Consider the following 21,421-nt stretch of genomic DNA (forward strand, 5'->3'; position numbering starts at 1 on the left):
TGTTTGTTGTATCGGAAATAGAGGGTTAGATGAGACGGAAGATAGGTAGGATTCAAATTGTTTAACGTCCGTTTAATAAAGCAGGGGCTAGCCACCTCTGCATCTACATGGATGATGAATTAATGGTTTAAGTAGAAGGTTAACAATAACCTTCTACAGCCCTTGCTTTATTCTGTTGTGCGCGCCAAGTATGGCGCGAGTGTGTTTCCTAAGAAATATACTCAGATTATCCAGAGGGTGCAAATCCCTTATCGGCGAGTTGGTGAAGCCGATTAGCAAGCCGCAAGCTGGCTCGCCGTGAGGCGTGCAGTGAAGAAAGCGGGACTGCAAATACCTGAACTGACGAATACTCTTAAGCTCGCGAGTGCGAAGAGAGCGCACGCAGTGCTTGCATAAGAGGCAGGGAGTCGTGGGTAAGCAAGCACATCTTTGCAAAGCCCCTGGCCAACAAGCGACTCTGTGTAGATGCAGCAGGATTAGGTGGAAGGATAAGCGTCTTACCTGGGGAGGTCTCACAGGGTGATGAAGGGCTGAACGTTAAGTTGCCCGAAATCCGATGAGGAGGTTCAAACGCTGGAGTTGCTAGCCTAATCCCAAACTAGGGCAAGGGCACGGTCGGTGTAAAGTGCGGTTGTGCTATCCCTACCGTCCTGTACGCGAACCTTACGCAGGGTGGTGTGAGAGCCTCACCGTGAGTAATTTGGCTCACGGCGGGCTACTCGCTTGTGCTTAGTTGATTTTCTGATTCAAACTACCTAGCCAAGCTCTAATTTTGCTCAATGATTCACTGTTATCAATAACAGCCATATGAGCTATTCCTTTAATAACATGTGTTTCTGTATAATCTGATGTAGAAAAAACCTCTGCAAATTTATCTGGATAAAAACTCTCATCATCCCCGCCAACCAATACTATAGTTGGCGCATAAATATTTTCAATGTCAGCTCTAAAGTCTTTAGGGTCCATACTCATTGCCATCCGATACGAATAGCTGGCAACCTGTAGGCTATCGTTCCATTCTGATGCTCGGTTGAAAAACAGTACCGGTTGTCCGTTAAAACTATTGATGCCAATTTTATTTAACATCGAAAGCCCAACAAACCGCTTTACTGAAACAGTTACCCAATTACCGTTTCCGGGCCTAAGTGTAGGAGATTTGTAACCGAGGTAAGGCGAAAACATGATAGAGCCATTCACTTTAGTGTGTTTGTAGTTTCCCAGATACCTTAAGGCTAATCCCCCTCCGGAAGAATGACCCGTAAGGATGATTTTTTCAGCGTGAAGGTTTTCCTTTGCATACCTCACAATATCTTCAATGTCTTCTTCTAACTGCCCTATATGGTCTATATCTCCTCGGGTTCCAGAATTTCTTCCATGCCCTCTTAGGTCCGGGGTAATGACGGTGAACATATTTAAATCAGCGAAATGCTTGCTGGCTTTGCTTAAGTATCTACTATCAGAACCAGAGCCGTGTAAAAAAATCAGTACATTCTTTGTCTTCCCATCATAAACTCTGCTAAAAATCTCCTTTCCGTCTCTTAGCTTGATCCAAACTTCTTTCGCAGAAACTTCATTCCTTGCACTTTCCCTAACAGAAGAAAAATCATAATTCTTCGTGTTCTCAATCTTTGGAATAGGCCAGTGGGTCAATGCAAAAGCTACAACTAGATAGATGACAGAATTAACTACTAAAAATTTAATCAAAAACTTCAGGGCTTTTCTTTTCATGATTTGGATTTACGAATTAAGCACAACTGTGGTAAAAGCGGAAGTCTATTCGGCTTATCTGTCGAATATGCCCGATAACCAGAACTGGATTGTTGAATATACTATATAAAATTAACACCTAAGGCTTGTCTCATCCTAAAGTAGGCTGTCCCATGAAACGACCGTTATTTCATAACTTCTTTAAAAATATGAACACGCATTTATGTTACTCTTTTACCAAAATATTAGAATAGAAAACAGTTGAATTACTGCTAAATGGTTTAACCAAGTACTTTTAGGCACATGCTCCTTCTAAAAAGGATGTTACCTAATGTAATAAACATTCCTAAAACGCATTAACTTATATATATAAATTAGAAAATATTTATATATGTCTTGTATTTAGGAAATAAGTCAATATAAACTGGTCTTAATTAGGTTATTGATTAGTGATGAAGAGTTCTGTTTCCTTAGCACGAAACAGTTTCAAAGCTTCTATTTGAAGTTTTTGTTTGTTGCAATAACCGCCTATTATATCGGCAAACTTTAACAAGGGGAACTCATTAGAATACACAACTCCAAGTACTTTCCACAGCTTTTCCTCTGTGAAAGCTGTGGAAAGCTTAATAATTATTGTATTGTCGGTGTTGCAACAATAAAACACTTAATAAAATTAGTCATCTAAATTGACATTGCTCATGGGAAGAGTTATCAAAGCAGCTAAGGGCCTGCCTAGAGTGAGAGCCTCATACAAAACTTTAATTTTGTTGTTTCTATACTTTTTTACAGGATGGAGGTACGTTTCTTATGCTCAAAACCAGGAGGAGGAAATTGTTAAACTTCCAAGCTTCTCTCCTTTATCGCCTGAGGCAGCCGGACTAGGTAGATATGGTGATGTACCAGTGGGGCTATACACAGGTGTTCCTGATATAAGTATCCCACTGCATACAGTGAACTTTGGAGAGCTCCAGGTACCTATTGTCTTGAGCTATCACGCAACAGGCATAAAGGTGGAACAGGAGGCTTCCTGGGTGGGGTTGGGATGGAACCTACAAGCGGGAGGCGCTATTTCTATGACTGTTGTCGGTGCGTTGGATAGATTTCTTGTATCTCCAACTTGGGAACGATGGGAGCGGTTATTTAAATATCCTGGTGTGCAACCCACATCCTATGTGATGATGGGGGAGCAGGGATTAAATATGTTCAATGAATGCATATTCGGAGATAGCGCTAGTTTTACAAGTAGAGAAGTTCTGAATGCACTAAAGAGATACGGCAATTATGAACCAGACATTTATCATGTCAACTTTCTGAATTACTCTTTTAAATTCATTCTTCACCCCAACACACAGCAACCTATATTCTTAGGCAGTAAAAACAAATGTAAAATACAGCATACATCAGATAACAACTGGTTGATTACAGGAGAGGATGGAGTCAAATACTTCTTTAATGATAAGGTGAACTGTGAACAGCAGTTTGGTCCCGGCCTCGTACCTAACTATTTCAGTACCTGGAACCTTACACGTATTGAACACCCTACCGGCAAGTATGTTAATTTTATTTATAAAGGATTCGGAGGAATAAACCAGCTTCCCCCTTACTCACACACTTTCAGCTACAATTATCCGGATGCAGACCCGGATAAACAGGTCATGCTTAGTGGAACAAGCATGTTGAACGCTTACTTATCTGAGATAGAGACAGACAATGAAAGAGTTGTTTTTCATGAGGGGCCTCGGGAGGATCTTTCTGGAGATGGATCCAGAAAGCTGGATAGCCTTGTTGTGTATGATAAGATAAGTGGCCGCATAATCAAGAAATATGTCTTTAGCTACGAATACTTTGTTGGCACAGAAGTAGGAGGAGATTATATAGAGGAATATGTACGGTTCTTTCCTCTTTCAGCAGATTATTATAATACTACTTTTCCTGAAGTTGTTCGGCAGAAAAGGCTTAAGCTGCTTTCTGTAAAGGAAATCGGCTTAAGCAGAGAAGGGGTTGAGGATGCCTCTAAGAACCCTTATTTATTCAGATACAACAAAGAACCTTTGCCTTACAAAACCTCGGCGGCAAAAGATCACTGGGGGTTCTATAATGGACAGCAGAATGTTTCTGATGTCCCAGACGTGAAAGATTTTGTAACCTTTGATCCTAGCCTAGCTGATGCGGTTCCCGATGAGCTTTTTCTACGTAATGGTGCGAATCGTAGACCTAGCAGCCAGTATATGAATGCGGGAATGTTAGAGGAAATTATATATCCCACGACAGGAAAAACAAAATTTCAATTTGAGCCTCACGCTTATGCTAATTTTAAGTATCTATCGGTTAGTGAAAATCCATTTATAGACAGAATGGTTAGAGTGTCAGATTATAATGACCCTTCTAATCAGCCCTCTAACGTTGTGAAAGAGGATACTTTCTCTTTAAAAAAGAAAACACCCTTAACACTCTATGTTGGTTTTAATGGAAACGGTGGTGGCACAAATATGCCGCTGGATTATGGTTATATGATCGGTGCCTATGTTATACTGCAGCAGAAGGTAAATGGGGTATACATTGACATGTCGAATTACCAGTATCACTTCCAAGCTCGTGTAAGTCAAGAAAGTTACAACTTATCTCATAATGCTTCAATCAAAGAGGTGTTTAGCCTACTTCCTGGTGAGTACCGCCTGCGTGCACACCTGCCAGATGGGGCAGGTGTGCAGGATCCCTATGGAGGAACCTATGTGACTGGATCAGTAAAATATCAGGAATTAAATACCGAAAGTGTTTCTCCTGAATCCATCGGAGGCGGGTTACGGGTGAACAGGATTAGCAATTATGATTACGATAATAAGCTTCTTTCATCAACCTATTACCACTATACTCTGAAGGACTCAACGAGCAGTGGTGTGCTTATGTCCCCATTGAATTATCTTCGCAACAAGACAATAAAAAAAGGGGTACAAACAGTAAATTGTTATGTGCAGCTTACTGACTATGACACCTGGGTTCTTACTGCCAACAGCAGTATTCCTTTGGCTACAACGGCTAATGGCAACTACGTAGGTTACAGCCAGGTAGAGGTAGTACAAGAAGGAGAAGAGAGCAATGGCAAAGAAATCAGTTACTTTGTAAACAAAGAGAGCCGTGTTTACTATCATCTGCCCCCTTGGGACAATGAGAGTAACGGGAACCTTATTAAAAAGGAAGTATGGAATACCAAAAATATTGTTCGCTCATACGAATATACTTACAAGACACTAAAAGCCGAGCATCATTTGCTAAATGTGCAGTTAGAAGATCTGTATGTAGGGGGAGACGCATGCTGTACCGACAATGTCCAGCGCAATTCAATAAGTAACCCATACGCGTACAATGGCCGTGGAAGGTTATACTATTATCCTACTATTTCTACTTGGAATGTGCTGGAGAGCAAAGTAGAGAAGCATTTTAGCGAAGGATCAGATTCCCTGAATCTCTTAGAATTTTATGACTATAACCCTTCAAACTATGCTATTTCTCAGGTAGTTAGTCTAGATAGTGACGGTAAAAAATCCTTGAGAGTGACCTCCTATCCTGTAGACTATGCGAGAGGCACAACATTTATAGATAATTTATTAGCATCTAATATCATTACGGTACCTGTTGAACAGGTAAACCTACTGGAGGATAAAAGCGGGCACAGAATAGTTACAAATGGGGTGCTGACTATGTACAAGGATAATGGAATAGGCCTTAAGGATGAGGTCTATATTCTGGAGTCCGCTTTACCAGTTAGTTTGACTGAATTCAAATTCTCTCATAGATTAAAAGGACAACTGCCTATTGAATCAGAAAGCGATAGTTCATTCTCCCCTGACCTTAGCTACAGTTCTAGGCTTAAGTTTAACAAGTATGATGACAGAGGAAACATTGTCTCACTATCACAGACTGACGACATGCCAATTACTTATTTGTGGGGGTATAACAAAACATTGCCAGTAGCAGAAATCAAAAATGCTACTTATGAACAGGTAAAGGTTGCCTTAGGTCTCAGTAGTGCATACATAGACTTGGGAACAGGAGGTCTGACTGATTCGCAGCAGAGTTACTTGAGGGATAAGTTATCATGGGCCATGATAACATCTTTCATCCATGATCCGCTGGTCGGGATGACAAGTATGACTGATTCAAACGGACGCACTACCTACTATAAATATGATAGTTTCGGTCGTCTTTCAGTAGTGCGTGATAATCACAACAATATCCTAAAGGGATATGAATACAATTATAGAAAATAAGGGTGTGTTTTGCCTCCAAATGATGAAAAGAATCTTACTATTAAGTTTAAGCTTTCTAGCCTTGGCTATGATCCTTCTGTGTGCCCAGAGTGTGGCACAGTCAACAGGAACTATTTATGGATCCGGCGGCACCTGTGTAACTAGCAGAATGGCCTTAGTATTTAGTGGGGGGACTATCAATAGGTGGAGCATTACAGGTAATGCTGGCTACAGGATTATAACAGGCGGAACTACCAGCAGCTCAATTCAGGTAGAATGGACCTCTCCTGGAACGGCATATGTAAACGCATACTATACTAACTCAAGGGGAACTACTACTCAAGCTAATGCTACATACACTATCAGCAGTAGCACTCCATACTCCGTAAGTCTGCGTGCTACCAGTGCTACAACAGTTTGTGAGGGAGGAACTGCTTCTTTCAAAGCTACCCCTAGTAATGCAGGAACTTCGCCAGTTTATTATTGGTATGTAGACGGCCAAGTTGTCAAGAGCGGGCAATCTCTTGATAGTAATATATTAAACACATCTTCTCTCTCCAGCGGAATACATTCCGTTTATGTTTCTGTCGTTCCATATTCTTTATCATGTCCGGCATCAAATAGCAGTGAGTCTAATGTAATCAATGTCACAGTCAATCCACCGCCGTCTGTCAGTCTTGCACCCTTTGCCATTGCTTGTGTGAACAAAAGTCCTTTTACAATAACGGGTGGTTCTCCGGCAGGGGGTACTTACTCTGGTCTTGGGGTAAGCAACGGTACATTCAACCCCGCCACCGCCGGAGTAGGCACTCATGCTATTACTTACAGCTATACCAATAACAACGGCTGTAGAGCCTCTGCCACGAGTAACATTACAGTTAGTTCTCCGCCATCTGTTAGTTTGGCATCTTTAGCAAGTGTCTGCGTAAACAAGGATGCTTTCTCATTAACGGGCGGTTCTCCGGCAGGGGGTACTTACTCTGGTCCTGGGGTGAGCAACGGCACATTCAATCCCGCCACCGCCGGAGTAGGCACTCATGCTATTACTTACAGCTATACCAATAACAACGGCTGTATTGTAAACACAAGTAAGGCAATCACAGTCAATCCCCTGCCGTCTGCCAGCCTAGCTCCTTTTGCCGCTACCTGCATAAATAGAGGAGCCTTTAGCTTGTCTGGCGGTTCTCCGGCAGGGGGCACCTACTCTGGGCCTGGAGTGAGCAACGGTTTCTTTAATCCTGCTGTTGCCGGAGCAGGAGCCCATACTATCACCTACAGTTACACTAATAGCAATGGTTGTAGTGCCACTNCTGGTCCTGGGGTAAGCAACGGTACATTCAACCCCGCCACCGCCGGAGTAGGCACTCATGCTATTACTTACAGCTATACCAATAACAACGGCTGTAGAGCCTCTGCCACGAGTAACATTACAGTTAGTTCTCCGCCATCTGTTAGTTTGGCATCTTTAGCAAGTGTCTGCGTAAACAAGGATGCTTTCTCATTAACGGGCGGTTCTCCGGCAGGGGGTACTTACTCTGGTCCTGGGGTGAGCAACGGCACATTCAATCCCGCCACCGCCGGAGTAGGCACTCATGCTATTACTTACAGCTATACCAATAACAACGGCTGTATTGTAAACACAAGTAAGGCAATCACAGTCAATCCCCTGCCGTCTGCCAGCCTAGCTCCTTTTGCCGCTACCTGCATAAATAGAGGAGCCTTTAGCTTGTCTGGCGGTTCTCCGGCAGGGGGCACCTACTCTGGGCCTGGAGTGAGCAACGGTTTCTTTAATCCTGCTGTTGCCGGAGCAGGAGCCCATACTATCACCTACAGTTACACTAATAGCAATGGTTGTAGTGCCACTGTAAGTAACACAATTACTGTTTCCTCAGCCACCTTGAATCCTTTCGCTAGTGTTTGTGTAAACACTGAGGCCTTCNGCCCATACTATCACCTACAGTTACACTAATAGCAATGGTTGTAGTGCCACTGTAAGTAACACAATTACTGTTTCCTCAGCCACCTTGAATCCTTTCGCTAGTGTTTGTGTAAACACTGAGGCCTTCACTTTGACCGGCGGTTCTCCGACAGGGGGCACCTACTCCGGACCTGGGGTAAGCAACGGTGTGTTCAATCCCGCTGTTGCCGGAGCAGGAACCCATACTATCATCTACAGTTATAACACCAACGGTTGCAACACTGCTGCCAGTAAGACAATCACCGTTAACCCTGCTCCGCAGCTAAACATAACTTCAACCTATGTAAGGTTCCTATCGGGCAAAGGCGGCCAGTTAAGTGTCACAGGAGCGGAAAGTTATAGTTGGAGTCCCACCACTGGCTTGAGTAACGCTAACAGCTCGAATCCAACCGTTACATTAACCAATACAGGAAATAGCCCTGTAACTTACAGTTATACGGTTACAGGCCAAAATGCAAATGGATGTAGCAGCACTGCTGTTGTAGAGGTCATTGTGGACCCTGTCAAGCTGAGCGTAAACACACCTAAAGCCTCTTCCGTTAGCCTTGTTCCGACCGGGACCAAAACGCCCCCGGAATCACCGGCCGTTTCCTCCATGAACTACGTGCGTACCTACACTGCCCGTGTGGCTACCACCTCGGAAGCTGAACTTTCTAGCCCCACTACCCCAGTGGAGAAAGTTCAGGTGAGCACCCAGTACTTCGATGGACTGGGCAGGCCGCTGCAAACGGTTATAAAGCAGGCATCTCCTGGGAAGAACGATGTGATTCAACCAATGGTCTATGATGAGTTTGGGCGTCAGAAAAAAGAGTATCTGCCTTATGTGGGGGGAGCAACTAGCCTCGGGTCCTACCGCAGCAATGCCCTGCAGGAACAGTACCAGTTCTACACACAAAGTAGCGCCTACAATGAATCGCTACCAAAAACGGACTACCCTTACGCAGAGAAGGATTTTGAGGCCTCCCCGCTAAACAGGGTTCTGGCTCAGGCGGCCTCGGGGGAGAATTGGCGGCTGGGCTCTGCCCATGAAGTAAAATACGCTGAGCAGACAAACACACTGTCCGATGCTGTTCGGATATGGCAGGTAGGAAGCGGGTTAAGCACTACGTTAACCTCCCCTGCTACTTACGGCGCAGGAACCCTTTATGTGAGTCAGGTAACCGATGAGCAGGGAAGTAAAAGTTATGCGTACAAGGACAAACAAGGGCGTATCATTCTTAAAAAACAGCAAAGCAGCACCTCCCAATACGTGTCCACCTACTATGTCTACGATGACTTGGGCAATCTTCGCTATGTCTTGCCGCCAAAGGCGGTTGAGGTGATGGCGCAGAATAACTGGCAGCTGACAGCCAATGTCCACGCGCTGGTGTTCCGCTACCACTATGATAGTAGGCAGCGGTTGATCATAAAGCAAGTACCTGGCTCTGAACCTATTTACTTGGTCTACAACAAGCGTGACCAACTCATTCTCACCCAGGACGGGAATCAGAGAAAACCTGGCGTTACGCCCCAATGGAGTTTTACCAAGTATGATGCTTTGAACCGCCCAATCATGACGGGCATTTTCTCTGATTCCCGTACCCATGAGCAGATGCAGGCGCAGGCGGCCAGCACGACAAATCAATATGAGGCAACTACCGCTAATGAAACAGGCTACACCCTTACCAGTTCCTTCCCCACCAGTGTGGCGGAAAAAGACCTGCTTACGGTTACCTATTATGACAACTATAACTACCCGGCCATGTCCGGCACCTCCTTTGTGCCGGAGGCAGGCGTGACGGCTAAGAACAACAAAGTAAAAGGCCAGGTCACCGGGGAGAAGGTGCGCGACCTGGGCACCAACACTTGGCTGCTGACAGTTAACTTCTATGACGATAAATACCGCATTATTCAGACCGTATCCCAGAATAACTTTTGGGGTAGTGACAGGACCACGACCCAGTATGATTTTACCGGTAACCCTCTGGTGGCGTACACGACTCATACTCTGGGTATAGCCACGCTTATTCTGAAGGATGAAATGAGCTATGATCATGCCGGGCGTCTGCTGCAAACGCGGCAGCGGATCAGCACAGACGCGGGCTGGATTGATGCCTTCCCTGCCCTGATCCTGTCCAGCAACGAGTACAATGAACTAGGTCAACTTAAGGATAAGTCCCTTCACAGCGCTGACGGTGGCAGTAGCTATCTGCAGTCGGTGGACTACCGCTATAATATCCGCGGTTGGCTCACCCATATAAACAATAGTTCCCTGAGCAATGATAATGGCTTGACCAACGATGACAGCAACGATGTCTTTGGAATGGAGCTAAGCTATGATTTCGGCTTCAACAAGAACTATTTTAACGGGAACATAGCCGGCGTGAAATGGCAGGTTAGCACTGACAAAGTGCAGCGTTCGTACGGTTACCAGTATGACCCCTTCAGCCGAATCCTGCAAGGTGACTTTAGGGCCTACAACGCTTCAAACGGACAGTGGGACAAAGAGCAGACCTCGGGAAATGGAAACTACGACATGTGGGGCCTAAGCTATGATGTGAACGGGAACATCCTTTCTATGAACAGGAGAGGGCTTCGCTCAGGAACTAGCACCACCAAGGCCTATGGCCTCCTTGACCAGCTCCAGTACAGGTATGAGCCGGCGAAGGGCAATCAGTTGCTCGGTGTGGACGATACAGAGGTGACGGCCTCCACGCATGACTTTGAGGACAAAGGGGGGCGCAAGTACAGTATGGCCTCGCCGGAGTACGCCTATGATGCCAATGGCAACATGATCCGGGACGATAACAAGGGCATTACCAACGTCACCTATAACCACCTGAACCTGCCTGCTGTTATTGAGTTCGGGACTGGCAAAGGCATCCATTATCAATATAAGGCAGACGGGACGAAAATGAGTAAGACGGTGGTCGAGAGCGGCAAGCCGAATGCGGTAACCAACTACGTCAGCAATATGGTACTGGATGGGGAGGTACTGCAGTACATTCACACCCCGGAGGGGCGGATCAAGATCAATCAGGCCCAGATGGAGTGGACGTATGAGTATCATATTAAAGATCATTTAGGCAATTTGCGTGTCTCGTTCGGGGAACCGATCACAAACAATATGATGGCCACGATGGAGGAGGTGAATGATTACCAGGAGCAGGAGGTTTACGGCTTTGAGAACATTAGCGAGACGCGGCACCAGGATCAGGTAAAAGCTCGCTCAGGGAACTACGCAGCACGCTTGAATGCGGAGGAAGGTACTTTACTGGGACCAGGGAAACAGCTTCAGGTGCAAAAGGGAGACAGCGTGCACGTGCAAGTGTTTGGGCACTATAGAAAAGAGAAAAAGTCTAATAAGGCTTATAGCTTGGCTACCTGGCTGGCTGGCAATAGTGTAATGCAGGTGCAGGATGCTCCTAGGGAGAAGGGCGGTAATAAGACTAAGTCAGCCTTTCCTTTCCTGAGTGCCGGCATTGCCCTGACACCGCAGGTGCTGCAGAATAGCAAGAAAGCGCCACAGGCTTATGTAAGATATATTGCATATGACAGCACAGGTAACTACCTTGGTAGTGAATACCAACTGCTAGGGGAGGAGGCACAGGATAATTGGGAAGAGCTACAGTTAAATTACACAGCTAAGGATGATGGATATGTGGAGGTGTTTGTGGCCAACGAAAGCGGCCAGGAAGTGTTCTTTGACGACATGAGCATTAGCACGGTGAGTCCACCTGTTGTGCAGGAGAACCATTACGACCCCTGGGGACTAAACCTGGCGGGGATAGAAAAGCAGGGCGTGCCCGATCATAAGTTCCAGTATCAAGGGAAAGAGAAGCAAGGGGACCTAGGATTAAATACCTATGACTTCCATACCCGGATGTATATGCCAGATATTGGCAGAACATTCCAAGTGGATCCTATGAGTGATAGTTACTATTCATGGTCTCCTTACGCTTGGGTGATGAGTAATCCTATTAAGTTCATGGATCCAACAGGCATGTTTAGCACTCATACAGATAAAGATGGTAATGTCGTTGCTGTATATGATGATGGTGATTTGAGTGTATATAAACATGACGACACACCTAAGGAATTTGCAAAGAATGATAAAGAGGCTGCTAATGGTGAAAAAAGATTAAGTGGTAAGGACGGCGAGAGAATGGGAAGGACTTTACATACATATTCATTTGTTGATTTTGACAAGTTTGAGGAAGGAGACGTTTCTCCAGTGGGAAGAATAGATTTTGGAGCTAATTGGGCGCAAACGAATGTACAAAATGTTTTAGATGAAAACTCGGGCGTTATAGATTACGGTTTAAATGCAGGCACAGGTGAAGCTTATGATGTCAAGGCTCATACTCCTGAAGGTGAAGGTAAATACTATGGTTCAATCATTTATGATGACGTGTATGCTTCAGCTAGAGATGTTGGAAACTTTGCAGCTGGTGCAGTTGCTCAAAGATCAATTCTTCCTACAAAACTGATCTTGTATGGCTTTGGTGCTTATAATAACTCTAATAACAGTAAACGTGACACACCTTTAACAATCATGTATGATCAAGCTATAAGGTCATCTGGAGGAAACAAAGGATTCTTACAGGCTCCTACGTATGGAGAGGATCAGTTATCATTTAGGGGTATTCAATTAGGAATCCAGAACTCGCGAAGATTTAGATGATGAAAAACCTCCTATCACTTGTAACATCTGCTGTTATTTGTTTGATAATATTACTATGGATATTGAATTACATATTAAGTCCTAAGTATAACTTTGAATATTATTATTCACCTGACAATAAGAATGTTGTGACCAGAATAGATCACAATGGAGCCACATACTTTACCTATGGATTTTATGAAGAGAACAATATTCCTGATGATTACATTCAGCCAATTTATTCAGGTATAAATTCTGGTTTTGAAGTTATTTTATTTTGGGAAAGAGATACCGCAGTTATTTATGCACATTATGGTCGTTTTGATAGGAGTGGGAAGCACCCTAAGCTAGCACTTCGAATTTATGAAGGAGTTGGCAACGACCCCTTGTTCTATAAGATGAAAAAGGATTCTACAGGTAATTATAAAGTTTTGCATGATTAAATACGACTTATAATCTTCCGTTGCCGCGGACTTGTAGCACGTGTCCTCATTCCAGTATCATAGCAGAAGCCTTTTCCTCTTTGAATTGGGATTTATGCTTTTGCTGCTACCGTGGCTATTCCCGAACGGGAAGCGGGACTGAATTTTCGTAGCCGGAGCCATTGTCACTAGACAAGCATTGCAGGATAAGCGGTGTTTGTCCGTGCCCTCGGCCGGACTGCGGTACTCCTCACGTCTGTTCCTTTTTGTTGTTAGAGTTGATTAAATGCCTCCGGCAGGAAGGCAAAAAAACAAAACCCACAGCCCACGTTTTGCTCGCCTGCGGGTCAGCCGCCGCGCAGCGGCTTCGCGCTAGAATCTTACCCCCAACCCCCGGCATCAACCGGGGGCTTTTTGCTTTATAATTACATAGCTGTGGCTATACCTAATAGCGGCTGACTAGCCCTTTGATTTATGGATTGGATAACACATCATCTTCAAGCCACCGCCATTACCAATAGACAAGGAGTTTTCATATAAAGCGGATATCGGCAAGAATAAACCTGTGCTTGTACTTAAAACGTCAGGAGATAAGCATTGGAATGCTACAAAATTAGTATATTTATATATTGTTGTTATGTGACTGATGTAAGTATAGTTTTCAGATTATGAAGCTGTTTTGCCAGGCAGTAACAAGTTTATCTAAGCAGTTACAGAGGGTGCACATCTGGCGATTAAAGTTGCCTATGGCTTACCCTATAAACTGCTGCCTTATGCTGAATAAAAAATTTACTCAAGGAAATTAACCCTATACCCCCTAACAAACAGCTGGAAAACATGCGCCTGAATCTTTACTTTCTTTCATTACTTTTTCTGTGCCTTTCTTTTTCGTGCTTTGCCCAGCAAGTGCCCCCGGAGGTGGAGCAGCTCCAAAAAAGCGTAGCCGAGGCCAGGCAGCTACTGAACCAGGTAAGGCGGCAACGGGAGCAGCTTCGTTCCCTTCACGCGGGACTGCAGGACTCAGCCGCTTTCGAAGCGGCACTGGACAGCCTGCGCCAGGCTATCCCAAACCACGATCTGTTGCAGCAGCGGATGGGCAGTCTCAGTCTTGCTTTCTCTGACCATCAGGCGGCCCTGCAGCAACTCGATGAGGCGGAGCGCAGGCTACAGCAGGAGATCTCACGTGCCACGGCTGCCCTGGCTCAGAAACTACTGCCGGAGGAGTCAGCTAAACTACTGGAGCAACTCAGGCAGGCAAAGGAGCTTAGCGCTGAATCCATGCTACCGTCTGATGCTTTTATGAAAGAATTTCCCCAGCAGCTGCCTTCTGCGGAGAAGCTAGCAGAAACAGCCAAAGCTAAAGCCTTGAAAACGGCAGAAGATCATCTGGCGGGGCAACAGGAAAGGCTCAACCAAAAATGGCAGGAGTTAGGAGATTACCAAAGCCGCGTTAAGAAGATGCCGCGCCTGAAGGATGCGCCCAAAGGCATACTCAAAAAAGACACATTCAGAGACAAGCCGTGGCCGGGGCGGGTAGTGCTGGGCACGCAGTGGCAATTCGGGAAACAGGAGCGTTTTACCGCCGACCTTGGCCCTTACCTTGGCTGGCGCTTTACCGAGAATATCTCCTCCGGCGCGGGCTTCCAGTACAGGCTCAGCGTGAGCACAGAGGAAAAGCCCTGGGTGAGCAGCACCGACAGAGTCCTTGGCTACTTTGCCTTCACGGATGCGGAAGTGTACAAAGGCTTCTTTGCAAGGCTGTACTACGAGCACCTTAGCGCTACCTATCCCCGTGTTAATGCCGCAGGACAGGCAGAAGAAGCAGACCGGGAGTGGGTGAAAGGCCTGGCCGTGGGAGCGGGGAAGAGCTTCACCCTCTACGGAGGAGTCAAGGCCTGTACGGTTCTGCAGTACAACCTGCTGCACGAGCGGGGCAAAACGCCTTACCTGCAGCCGCTGCAGGCAAAGATCGGCTTCTTTCTCTACGGGGATAGCCTGCTGAAGCGGAAGAAAAAAGCCACAGAGGCTAAATTGTAGTTAATGTCTTACGCCTCTTCTTGGCTTGAGCTAACAAGATTATTTCAAAAACGGTCTTTTGGAATATCTCTATTCCTGGCATCTGAGCAACATTACCAACACCACACCAACAACAAGGGCACAACAATTGTCCTGTCCCAGAATACCCCGGTTATATGAGGCAATTAGCCACTCTATGTCTAGAGCTCATCAAGACAAGCTTAGATATAGAAGTAAAGGCTCTACCACAAGCACAAGAGAATGGTAGTTTTGGTATGAAGGCTCAGTCAGATGGATCTATAGCAATAAAGATGGAAGGAAATAAGCGATGGAAAGTCTCTGACCATGCTAATGATATAAAAAATAGTTTTGTACATGCAATGGTTCATATTGATGAATATAAAGCTAATCCTGACTTTTATTTATCCATTCCCAGACCTCTAAGAGAGCTAAAAGCTATATATAAGCAAATGGAGGATCCAAACTTTATTAACACAAGTGATAATTTCCGGTATGGAATAAAGGGTTATTTAGAAGAGTCTAAAAACGAAAGTTATAGTGATACCCTTAAGTCTACATTTGATAGATAATATTTAGCTGAACGATTATTGAACTAAAGGAAAAAAATATGAAAAACTATGTTGTAGTATTAGTTATAATTTTAATTTCCTGTGTAAGGGCATATGGGCAAATTGAAATAAAAATAGAGGCTGTACAAGTTGCATCAATCAAGAGCTTAGACTCAGATAAAGTCTCGTTAGAAGGGTATGATGGCCCTTACGTCTTAATGGAATGTTCTTTTACAAATATTTCAGACAAAGAGGTAAACCTACATCCTATAGATTCAGAAGCATATTTGAGATTTAAATATCATGATAGAACCTATAGGCATCAGCTAGTTGGTATAAATTATTCTTTTAAAGAATCATTGAAATTAAAATCAAGTGAGACTTTGAAGGTAACATTTGGAGGCCATTTCCTATCAGGAACATATATTCAGACTACAAATGAAGAAGATTATACTAAAGAGGTATTTGAAATACTGCCTTCTTTTAGCTTCCTTTATGAGGAAGCTAAAAGGAAGATTAACTTCGAATCTAATGTAATTGAGGTTAACAAAGTTATAGTGGAAACTGCCAGCGGAACTGCGTCAAAGCGAGAAAAATAGCAAATTGCTTTAAGCACAGTAACTATGGAAAATAAGTTTGGCTTCGAGTAGTTATTTTTCATCGGATCTTGCGTTTTAAGCCTCGTTCCGGGAAAGTAACCCGAAAACGCCACGGCTTATCTCCAGAACAACCGCCTTATGCTCGCCTGTGGGGCAGCCGCCTACCCTCCCGAGTGTTCTTCTCCTGACTGGCTCTGGCTTCCGCTCGCAGCGGCTTCGCTGTCCGGAATCCTGGCTATTGCTTGTATCACAATACGGCAGTAAAATGAGCTCGGGAAAGCTTGAATGGAAAGCGGCTAAGAACGAAGGCTGCAAGGGTTTAAGATTCCTGTTTTGCCGTTTCACGAATTAAGTCCTGGATTTGTTTCGTGAGATGAGTAGCCGAGATGGTATAAAAGCTCTAATTTTAGTGGAGTTTGTGCTTGCTGTTAGGCCTTAGCGCAAGGCTTAACAGCAAGCTAGCTTGGTACTAATATTGCTATATACTAATTGTCTTATAATTATCCTTATGTTAAATAGAAATGAGGAGTTTACAATTCCTAAACTTTATATTGCAAGAGTTTATTTTTTACGTAGGTCTTTCACCTCTATTTTTTCAATATGATTTGCAAATTGATTCATAAGTAACTCTACAAACCTTCCATTGTATACACCATAAGTTCCTGACTTCGGTTCAGAGCCTGATAGGTTTTAAAGTAGTAAGCTAAATAAGGGTAAGCTATTTAAAAATTACAGTGATTATTTCTCTGTAGCCCTAAGTTCAGTTCCTACTGTTTAATTGAGCTAATAATTGTTCATGGCCAGGCGCTTCCCTGCCTTTCCAGATATTTCCATTTATCAACCATTGTTCGTAGTGACAAATCCATAACGCGGCCATTGGAATCAGATCTTTACCTACCCATATCCGCCTGAAGGGTGAAATATCAGGCGGATAGTATAAGCACAAACTGTTATCCGGATACATATGAATAGCAACCGAACCTATTATTTTAGGCTTTAATACAAAGACTTTAAACCAGCTTTGCGAAATATATTGAACCTGTAGATGGTACTCAGCCTTATAGTCAGGATCCTTAATGGTAAAATCCACCAAAAGAATTTGGTTTTTTACGTTGATTTTACAGCCCGGGAAAAGCTGTTGAACCATAATTCGCTGAACATACTGTTCTAAGGCTGAGTACCTCTCTTTATAAATTGGTCGGATCATAGTGATTTCGCTCTCTGGGTACTGAAACCCCCGCTGTACTTCTAATAATATTAATGCTACTGCCGATGGTAGCAGCTCCTGATTCCAGCAGTTTTGCTTTGTGAGCGAGCCTTTCGCTACGGGCCTCTTCCTCTGACATTACCGGAAATTCCGAACCAAACAAATTACGCCATTCTTTAAGTTGATCACTCAATAGTTCTGCATCAAAGGCTTTCCTGGCCGTAATAGCTGCATCTTTTACATAATCGTAAAAGGCTACAAAGTCTTCTTTGGATATTCGTTTCCAGACATCATGAGAAGCAACACCTCGGTCTGGCAATACTGGGGTAGTCTCATGTTCTCTATACCAGGCATATTTAGAAACTATTGCTTCCAACGATTTTACGACCCCTTCTGCTACCGAAGTAATATAATCAGGACAGCAATCCCCTATCATGTGTTCTAAAGGATAGCCCTTTGGGTGTTTAAGGTCAGTTAAATTTACCACCCGCCACCATTTTAAAGCTTTTACTACATTTATGTAATGGCTATTAGTATTCTTGTTTTTATCCCGGGTCCAGCGGATCTGCTCCAGCGGGTTAGTTTCAACCCAGCAACCTGCTTCTTGGTCAGGTATATACAATGACGCTGATTTCCATTCGGCTTCAGCTCGAAAAGACTCCAACATCAGCGAAGTCCAATATTGTTGTTTTGCTGGTTCTGTCCAGTTTCTGACCAATTTCCAATTGCTACCCATATCTTCCAAAGCTAAGGTAGTAAGCACACTTTCTGACCGCAGCAAGGCTTGTTCTGCCTCTGATGGCGCAGACGTTACCACAATATCCAAGTCTACATAAGAAAGCTCAATTCCTATGGAACGGCCTTGAATTCGGTATTTCCCTTTATAATGCTTTTCTACAAAGGGCAGGAATAAATCAATCGCCTGTTGAGGAGTGGTTTTATTCTGGTCCAGGTTAGTTACTACGATAATATCAACATCCGCCCGCTTTCCATTTTTAGGTTTTATGGCTGTGGCCCGTTTATAGCTACCCTGCAGAAAGGTGCTAACGATAATTTTAGACAGATCGGCATCATTAGCAAGCCGGTCACGCAAAGTGGTATGACCGGTTATTAAATCTTCTAATTGACTTTTTGTTAACCTGATATTAGATAAGAATGTGTTAAAGTATGATGTTGTTGACATAGTTTTAATTAGTTTAATTTTGGTGATGAGAATATTTTAACACATTCATTAGATTGCCTATGAACTGCGTGCGGAAGTTGGCGGCGGCAAACCGGTCCAGGCGGGCACTTGCCGGATTTATCATGCCTTTACCGAAATAGAAACAGTAATTGGGATGGGCGTCGATAAAGTCCTGTATCTGGTCCGTTGGCCAGTGGCCACCATCATTATTTATAACGAGAATATCGTCCGGATTGAAAACTGCCTGTTGGAGTTGGTCTAAATTGGTTAAGGCCGTAACCTGGAACCCATTTTTACTAAGCATCCGGTGGTGGTAATCATCACTCCCGTTCCGGTGCGAAAGAAGAATTATTTGATGGCGTTGCTTTACTGATTTCTCGAAATCATATTCCTTCAGTAACCCTAAAAAGTCTTCCCGGCGGTCTGTTAAAATTTTAGTTATAATGGCATCCACCTGGCTATTAACCTTACTCGGAATAACCTTAAAATATAAAAAAGCTATGCCTATTACACTGGTAAAGCCCAGACCACCCAAAATCCAGGCCCAGAACTTAAATGGCTCGTACTCTTTCAGGCTAGCTTCTAAATCCTCGTTTTTTTCCTTTAAATCATCCTGCTCTTCTTCTAATTCGGCAATATCGTCTTTCAGGCGTTGATTTTCCTGCTCGATACTGTTTATCCGCTCAATAACTTTTGTACTTGTCGCCGATGTACGCTGAGCAGAAGCTGGTAAGCAAAATGATAGGAGTACAAAAAGCAGGCAGGTAATGGCCTTATAAAAGACCTGACAGCCGGCATTTAATCTTATTGGTTTGGAATGGGAATAAAGATTAGTTCTTCCTGCTTCAATAACCAAATTTTCTACTGGTAATGTTCTTGTCATAGTTTACTGTTTTTTAATATTTTATACTTTTCCCCCTTAACCTTCTGCCCATTTCTTCCCTCTGTATAATTTAAATTTGTAAATTTGGTAGAGATATGCCGAACCTGTTAGTGGGTATTCATAAGAGTATTAACCGGGTTCTTAGAAAACTCCCCCATAGGGTAAAAAAAATATTTTCCGGTTAATACAGTTATGGAATTAGGTAAGTACTATGAAGCAAACCAGAGAAGATTCAATGTCCTAACAGATAATGATTGGCGTGCCGCCATTAAAAAATGTAAAGAACATCTTAACTGGAAGCTGAAACAAAAAACATTATTCGGAGCCCATTCGCCTGCTAATTTAGGAGCCGACCCGAAGGAGTATTACTTGAGCTTAGCGCTTGAAAAAATATTAGCCGGGAATTGGGAGTGGCAAACACAATTTTCTTTATCCCAGCAGCTCATCCGCCTTATAGATAGTCTTATCTCGAAAGAGGTAGAGCGGGTAAAAACCCAAAAATCAGAGAGCCTCAAAATTGAGTATCGGGATATTGAAGCTGAGTTTTATGATTTGGGGGACTTCCCTGACCAATCAGACCGGGAAGAAAAGCAGGAGTATGAACGACAAGTTCAAGTAATAGAGGATGCAGTACAGGGTGATCAGCAATTGCAAGATTTTTGGGAAGCTGTTCAAGCCGGTTACAAGCGAAGTGACATGGCAGAACATCTTGGAATCACTCCCAAGCAATTGGATAAAGTGAAAGAAAAATTATTGCGAAGGGTTAGTGCCTTACAACCCTTAAATAAATAACAGATATGGCAGCTACAAACCCAAAAGAATCATTAAAGAACTTATACGGCCTGATGATGGAAATCAATTATCATCAGGCAGAAGAAGAGATTCTAGATGAATTACAGAATAATACGGATCCTTTTGTTGAAAAACATCTTAGGTTAGTAAAACAACTTTCAACTAAACTGCGGGCCGTAGCAAATAAAAGGAAATATACTGAAGCACTAGACCAAATAAAGTTACTCAAAGAAAAGGGGTTGGAAGAACTTAAAAAGTTACTTTCTTTTCAGGATCAGTTAGAACTGCAACCTCTTTTTAGAAAATTTGAGGGATTAACCCCAGAAGATGAAGCATCCATATTGGAAGACCAAGAGGTTTTAAGGTTAATGGAAATACTGAAAAATCGATTAGACGAGAATGCTGGGAATTAATCCTATAAAAGCGGCTAACGACCTACGAAACCATTTGGGCTGCTGGGAACCGGGTGACATCTCGTTAGATGAAATGGTATTTGCGCTGGGAGGGGTTCTGAAAGAAAGCCCCATGGAAGGAGCAGAAGGCCGCATCCTCATGAAAGGAAGTAACGCAATCATTACTATAAACTCCAATATTACATATCCAAGCAAAAGGAATTTTGTCATTGCTCACGAGATCGGTCATTTTATCTTACATAATGAATTAACTCCTTTCTACGCAGACAATGATAAGACCTTATCCGAATGGCATAAGAACGGACCCCAGGAACAACAGGCCAATCAATTTGCTTCGGAATTATTAATGCCATCGGAGTTATTTAAATCCAAGGTAGCGGGTAAGAGACTTAGTTTATCTTTAATTGAACAAACAGCAGCGTATTTTGGGGTGTCCCTAACGGCTGCTTTCTTAAAGTACAAGGATTTGGGTGATTTTCCAATTATGGTAATATACTTGGAGAATGGCATCGTTAAGTGGAAACAGTCCTCTTCCGATTTCCCTTTTCAATGGCTACCTATCAATGGGAAGGTGCCTGTCTATACAGTTGCAGGAGATTATTTTAATAATAAGGGTTTAGAAGCGAAGCCAGAAAAGGTGGATGCAATTGAATGGTTTCCTTCAGACTTTAAACTTAAAAATGAGCCAGATTGGCAATTATGGGAACAGTGCTTCCCAGTTTCTACTAATGGATTAATTTCATGCTTATGGACACAATGAAAT

14 protein-coding genes are annotated in these 21,421 nt (G+C 43.6%); 9 read left to right on the forward strand and 5 right to left on the reverse strand.

All coding sequences use genetic code 11. The annotated features are described in order from the left end of the window. Positions 1-729 precede the first annotated feature (729 nt). A complete protein-coding gene (locus LN995_RS20315; protein ID WP_229962926.1) occupies positions 730-1,728 on the reverse strand; it encodes an alpha/beta hydrolase in 999 nt (332 codons plus the stop codon). 746 nt (positions 1,729-2,474) lie between these two features. On the opposite strand from LN995_RS20315, the gene LN995_RS20320 reads away from it, so the two are divergent. The 6 genes from LN995_RS20320 (at position 2,475) to LN995_RS20345 (ending at position 16,180) form a co-directional block, all read left to right on the forward strand. After that, a complete protein-coding gene (locus tag LN995_RS20320; RefSeq protein WP_229962927.1) occupies positions 2,475-5,975 on the forward strand; it encodes an RHS repeat domain-containing protein in 3,501 nt (1,166 codons plus the stop codon). 2,048 nt (positions 5,976-8,023) lie between these two features. Then, positions 8,024-12,595: a DUF6443 domain-containing protein gene (locus tag LN995_RS20325; protein ID WP_229962928.1), complete on the forward strand. Its 4,572-nt coding sequence runs from the start codon at positions 8,024-8,026 to the stop codon at positions 12,593-12,595. Further along, positions 12,592-13,017 (forward strand): hypothetical protein, encoded by a 426-nt coding sequence (locus LN995_RS20330; RefSeq protein WP_229962929.1) that lies wholly within the window; start codon positions 12,592-12,594, stop codon positions 13,015-13,017. Before LN995_RS20325 ends, LN995_RS20330 begins: the two co-directional genes overlap by 4 nt. Before the next feature lie 816 nt (positions 13,018-13,833). Further along, the gene (locus tag LN995_RS20335; RefSeq protein ID WP_229962930.1) at positions 13,834-15,033 is read left to right on the forward strand and encodes a hypothetical protein; all 1,200 of its coding nucleotides are present in this window, start codon (positions 13,834-13,836) and stop codon (positions 15,031-15,033) included. A gap of 155 nt (positions 15,034-15,188) precedes the next feature. After that, positions 15,189-15,602 (forward strand): hypothetical protein, encoded by a 414-nt coding sequence (locus LN995_RS20340; protein WP_229962931.1) that lies wholly within the window; start codon positions 15,189-15,191, stop codon positions 15,600-15,602. A gap of 38 nt (positions 15,603-15,640) precedes the next feature. Continuing rightward, positions 15,641-16,180 carry a hypothetical protein gene (locus LN995_RS20345; RefSeq protein WP_229962932.1) on the forward strand — a complete coding sequence of 180 codons (540 nt, stop codon included), beginning with the start codon at positions 15,641-15,643 and terminating at the stop codon, positions 16,178-16,180. Between the two features lie 75 nt (positions 16,181-16,255). Here LN995_RS20345 and LN995_RS20350 read toward each other — a convergent pair whose 3' ends face one another. The 4 genes from LN995_RS20350 to LN995_RS20365 form a co-directional block, all read right to left on the reverse strand. Next, positions 16,256-16,495 (reverse strand): hypothetical protein, encoded by a 240-nt coding sequence (locus tag LN995_RS20350; protein WP_229962933.1) that lies wholly within the window; start codon positions 16,493-16,495, stop codon positions 16,256-16,258. 445 nt (positions 16,496-16,940) lie between these two features. After that, positions 16,941-17,387 carry a hypothetical protein gene (locus LN995_RS20355; protein ID WP_229962934.1) on the reverse strand — a complete coding sequence of 149 codons (447 nt, stop codon included), beginning with the start codon at positions 17,385-17,387 and terminating at the stop codon, positions 16,941-16,943. Continuing rightward, positions 17,368-18,570 carry an SMODS domain-containing nucleotidyltransferase gene (locus LN995_RS20360; RefSeq protein WP_229962935.1) on the reverse strand — a complete coding sequence of 401 codons (1,203 nt, stop codon included), beginning with the start codon at positions 18,568-18,570 and terminating at the stop codon, positions 17,368-17,370. The genes LN995_RS20355 and LN995_RS20360 overlap by 20 nt, the downstream gene beginning before the upstream one ends. Before the next feature lie 13 nt (positions 18,571-18,583). Further along, on the reverse strand, positions 18,584-19,453 hold the full coding sequence (locus LN995_RS20365) for an NARF domain-containing protein (protein ID WP_229962936.1): 870 nt from the start codon (positions 19,451-19,453) through the stop codon (positions 18,584-18,586). 192 nt (positions 19,454-19,645) lie between these two features. On the opposite strand from LN995_RS20365, the gene LN995_RS20370 reads away from it, so the two are divergent. From LN995_RS20370 to LN995_RS20380, 3 genes are read left to right on the forward strand one after another with little or no spacing between them, the layout of a single operon-like run. Further along, positions 19,646-20,245, forward strand: coding sequence for a hypothetical protein (locus tag LN995_RS20370; protein WP_229962937.1), 600 nt, complete (start codon positions 19,646-19,648; stop codon positions 20,243-20,245). A gap of 5 nt (positions 20,246-20,250) precedes the next feature. Beyond that, the gene (locus tag LN995_RS20375; RefSeq protein ID WP_229962938.1) at positions 20,251-20,658 is read left to right on the forward strand and encodes a hypothetical protein; all 408 of its coding nucleotides are present in this window, start codon (positions 20,251-20,253) and stop codon (positions 20,656-20,658) included. Continuing rightward, entirely contained in the window at positions 20,645-21,418 is a 774-nt protein-coding gene (locus LN995_RS20380; RefSeq protein ID WP_229962939.1) for an ImmA/IrrE family metallo-endopeptidase, read from the forward strand. The genes LN995_RS20375 and LN995_RS20380 overlap by 14 nt, the downstream gene beginning before the upstream one ends. The last annotated feature ends 3 nt before the right edge of the window (positions 21,419-21,421 follow it).

Source organism: Pontibacter silvestris, from assembly GCF_020907275.1.
GTDB classification, from domain to species: domain Bacteria; phylum Bacteroidota; class Bacteroidia; order Cytophagales; family Hymenobacteraceae; genus Pontibacter; species Pontibacter silvestris.

What these genes read in the sequence shown, in the direction of transcription:
- LN995_RS20315 (WP_229962926.1), bottom strand. Translation starts at nt 1,728, where the DNA reads ATGAAAAGAAAAGCCCTGAAGTTTTTGATTAAATTTTTAGTAGTTAAT.
- LN995_RS20330 (WP_229962929.1), top strand. Translation starts at nt 12,592, where the DNA reads ATGATGAAAAACCTCCTATCACTTGTAACATCTGCTGTTATTTGTTTG.
- LN995_RS20335 (WP_229962930.1), top strand. Translation starts at nt 13,834, where the DNA reads ATGCGCCTGAATCTTTACTTTCTTTCATTACTTTTTCTGTGCCTTTCT.
- LN995_RS20340 (WP_229962931.1), top strand. Translation starts at nt 15,189, where the DNA reads ATGAGGCAATTAGCCACTCTATGTCTAGAGCTCATCAAGACAAGCTTA.
- LN995_RS20345 (WP_229962932.1), top strand. Translation starts at nt 15,641, where the DNA reads ATGAAAAACTATGTTGTAGTATTAGTTATAATTTTAATTTCCTGTGTA.
- LN995_RS20355 (WP_229962934.1), bottom strand. Translation starts at nt 17,387, where the DNA reads ATGATCCGACCAATTTATAAAGAGAGGTACTCAGCCTTAGAACAGTAT.
- LN995_RS20360 (WP_229962935.1), bottom strand. Translation starts at nt 18,570, where the DNA reads ATGTCAACAACATCATACTTTAACACATTCTTATCTAATATCAGGTTA.
- LN995_RS20365 (WP_229962936.1), bottom strand. Translation starts at nt 19,453, where the DNA reads ATGACAAGAACATTACCAGTAGAAAATTTGGTTATTGAAGCAGGAAGA.
- LN995_RS20370 (WP_229962937.1), top strand. Translation starts at nt 19,646, where the DNA reads ATGGAATTAGGTAAGTACTATGAAGCAAACCAGAGAAGATTCAATGTC.
- LN995_RS20375 (WP_229962938.1), top strand. Translation starts at nt 20,251, where the DNA reads ATGGCAGCTACAAACCCAAAAGAATCATTAAAGAACTTATACGGCCTG.
- LN995_RS20380 (WP_229962939.1), top strand. Translation starts at nt 20,645, where the DNA reads ATGCTGGGAATTAATCCTATAAAAGCGGCTAACGACCTACGAAACCAT.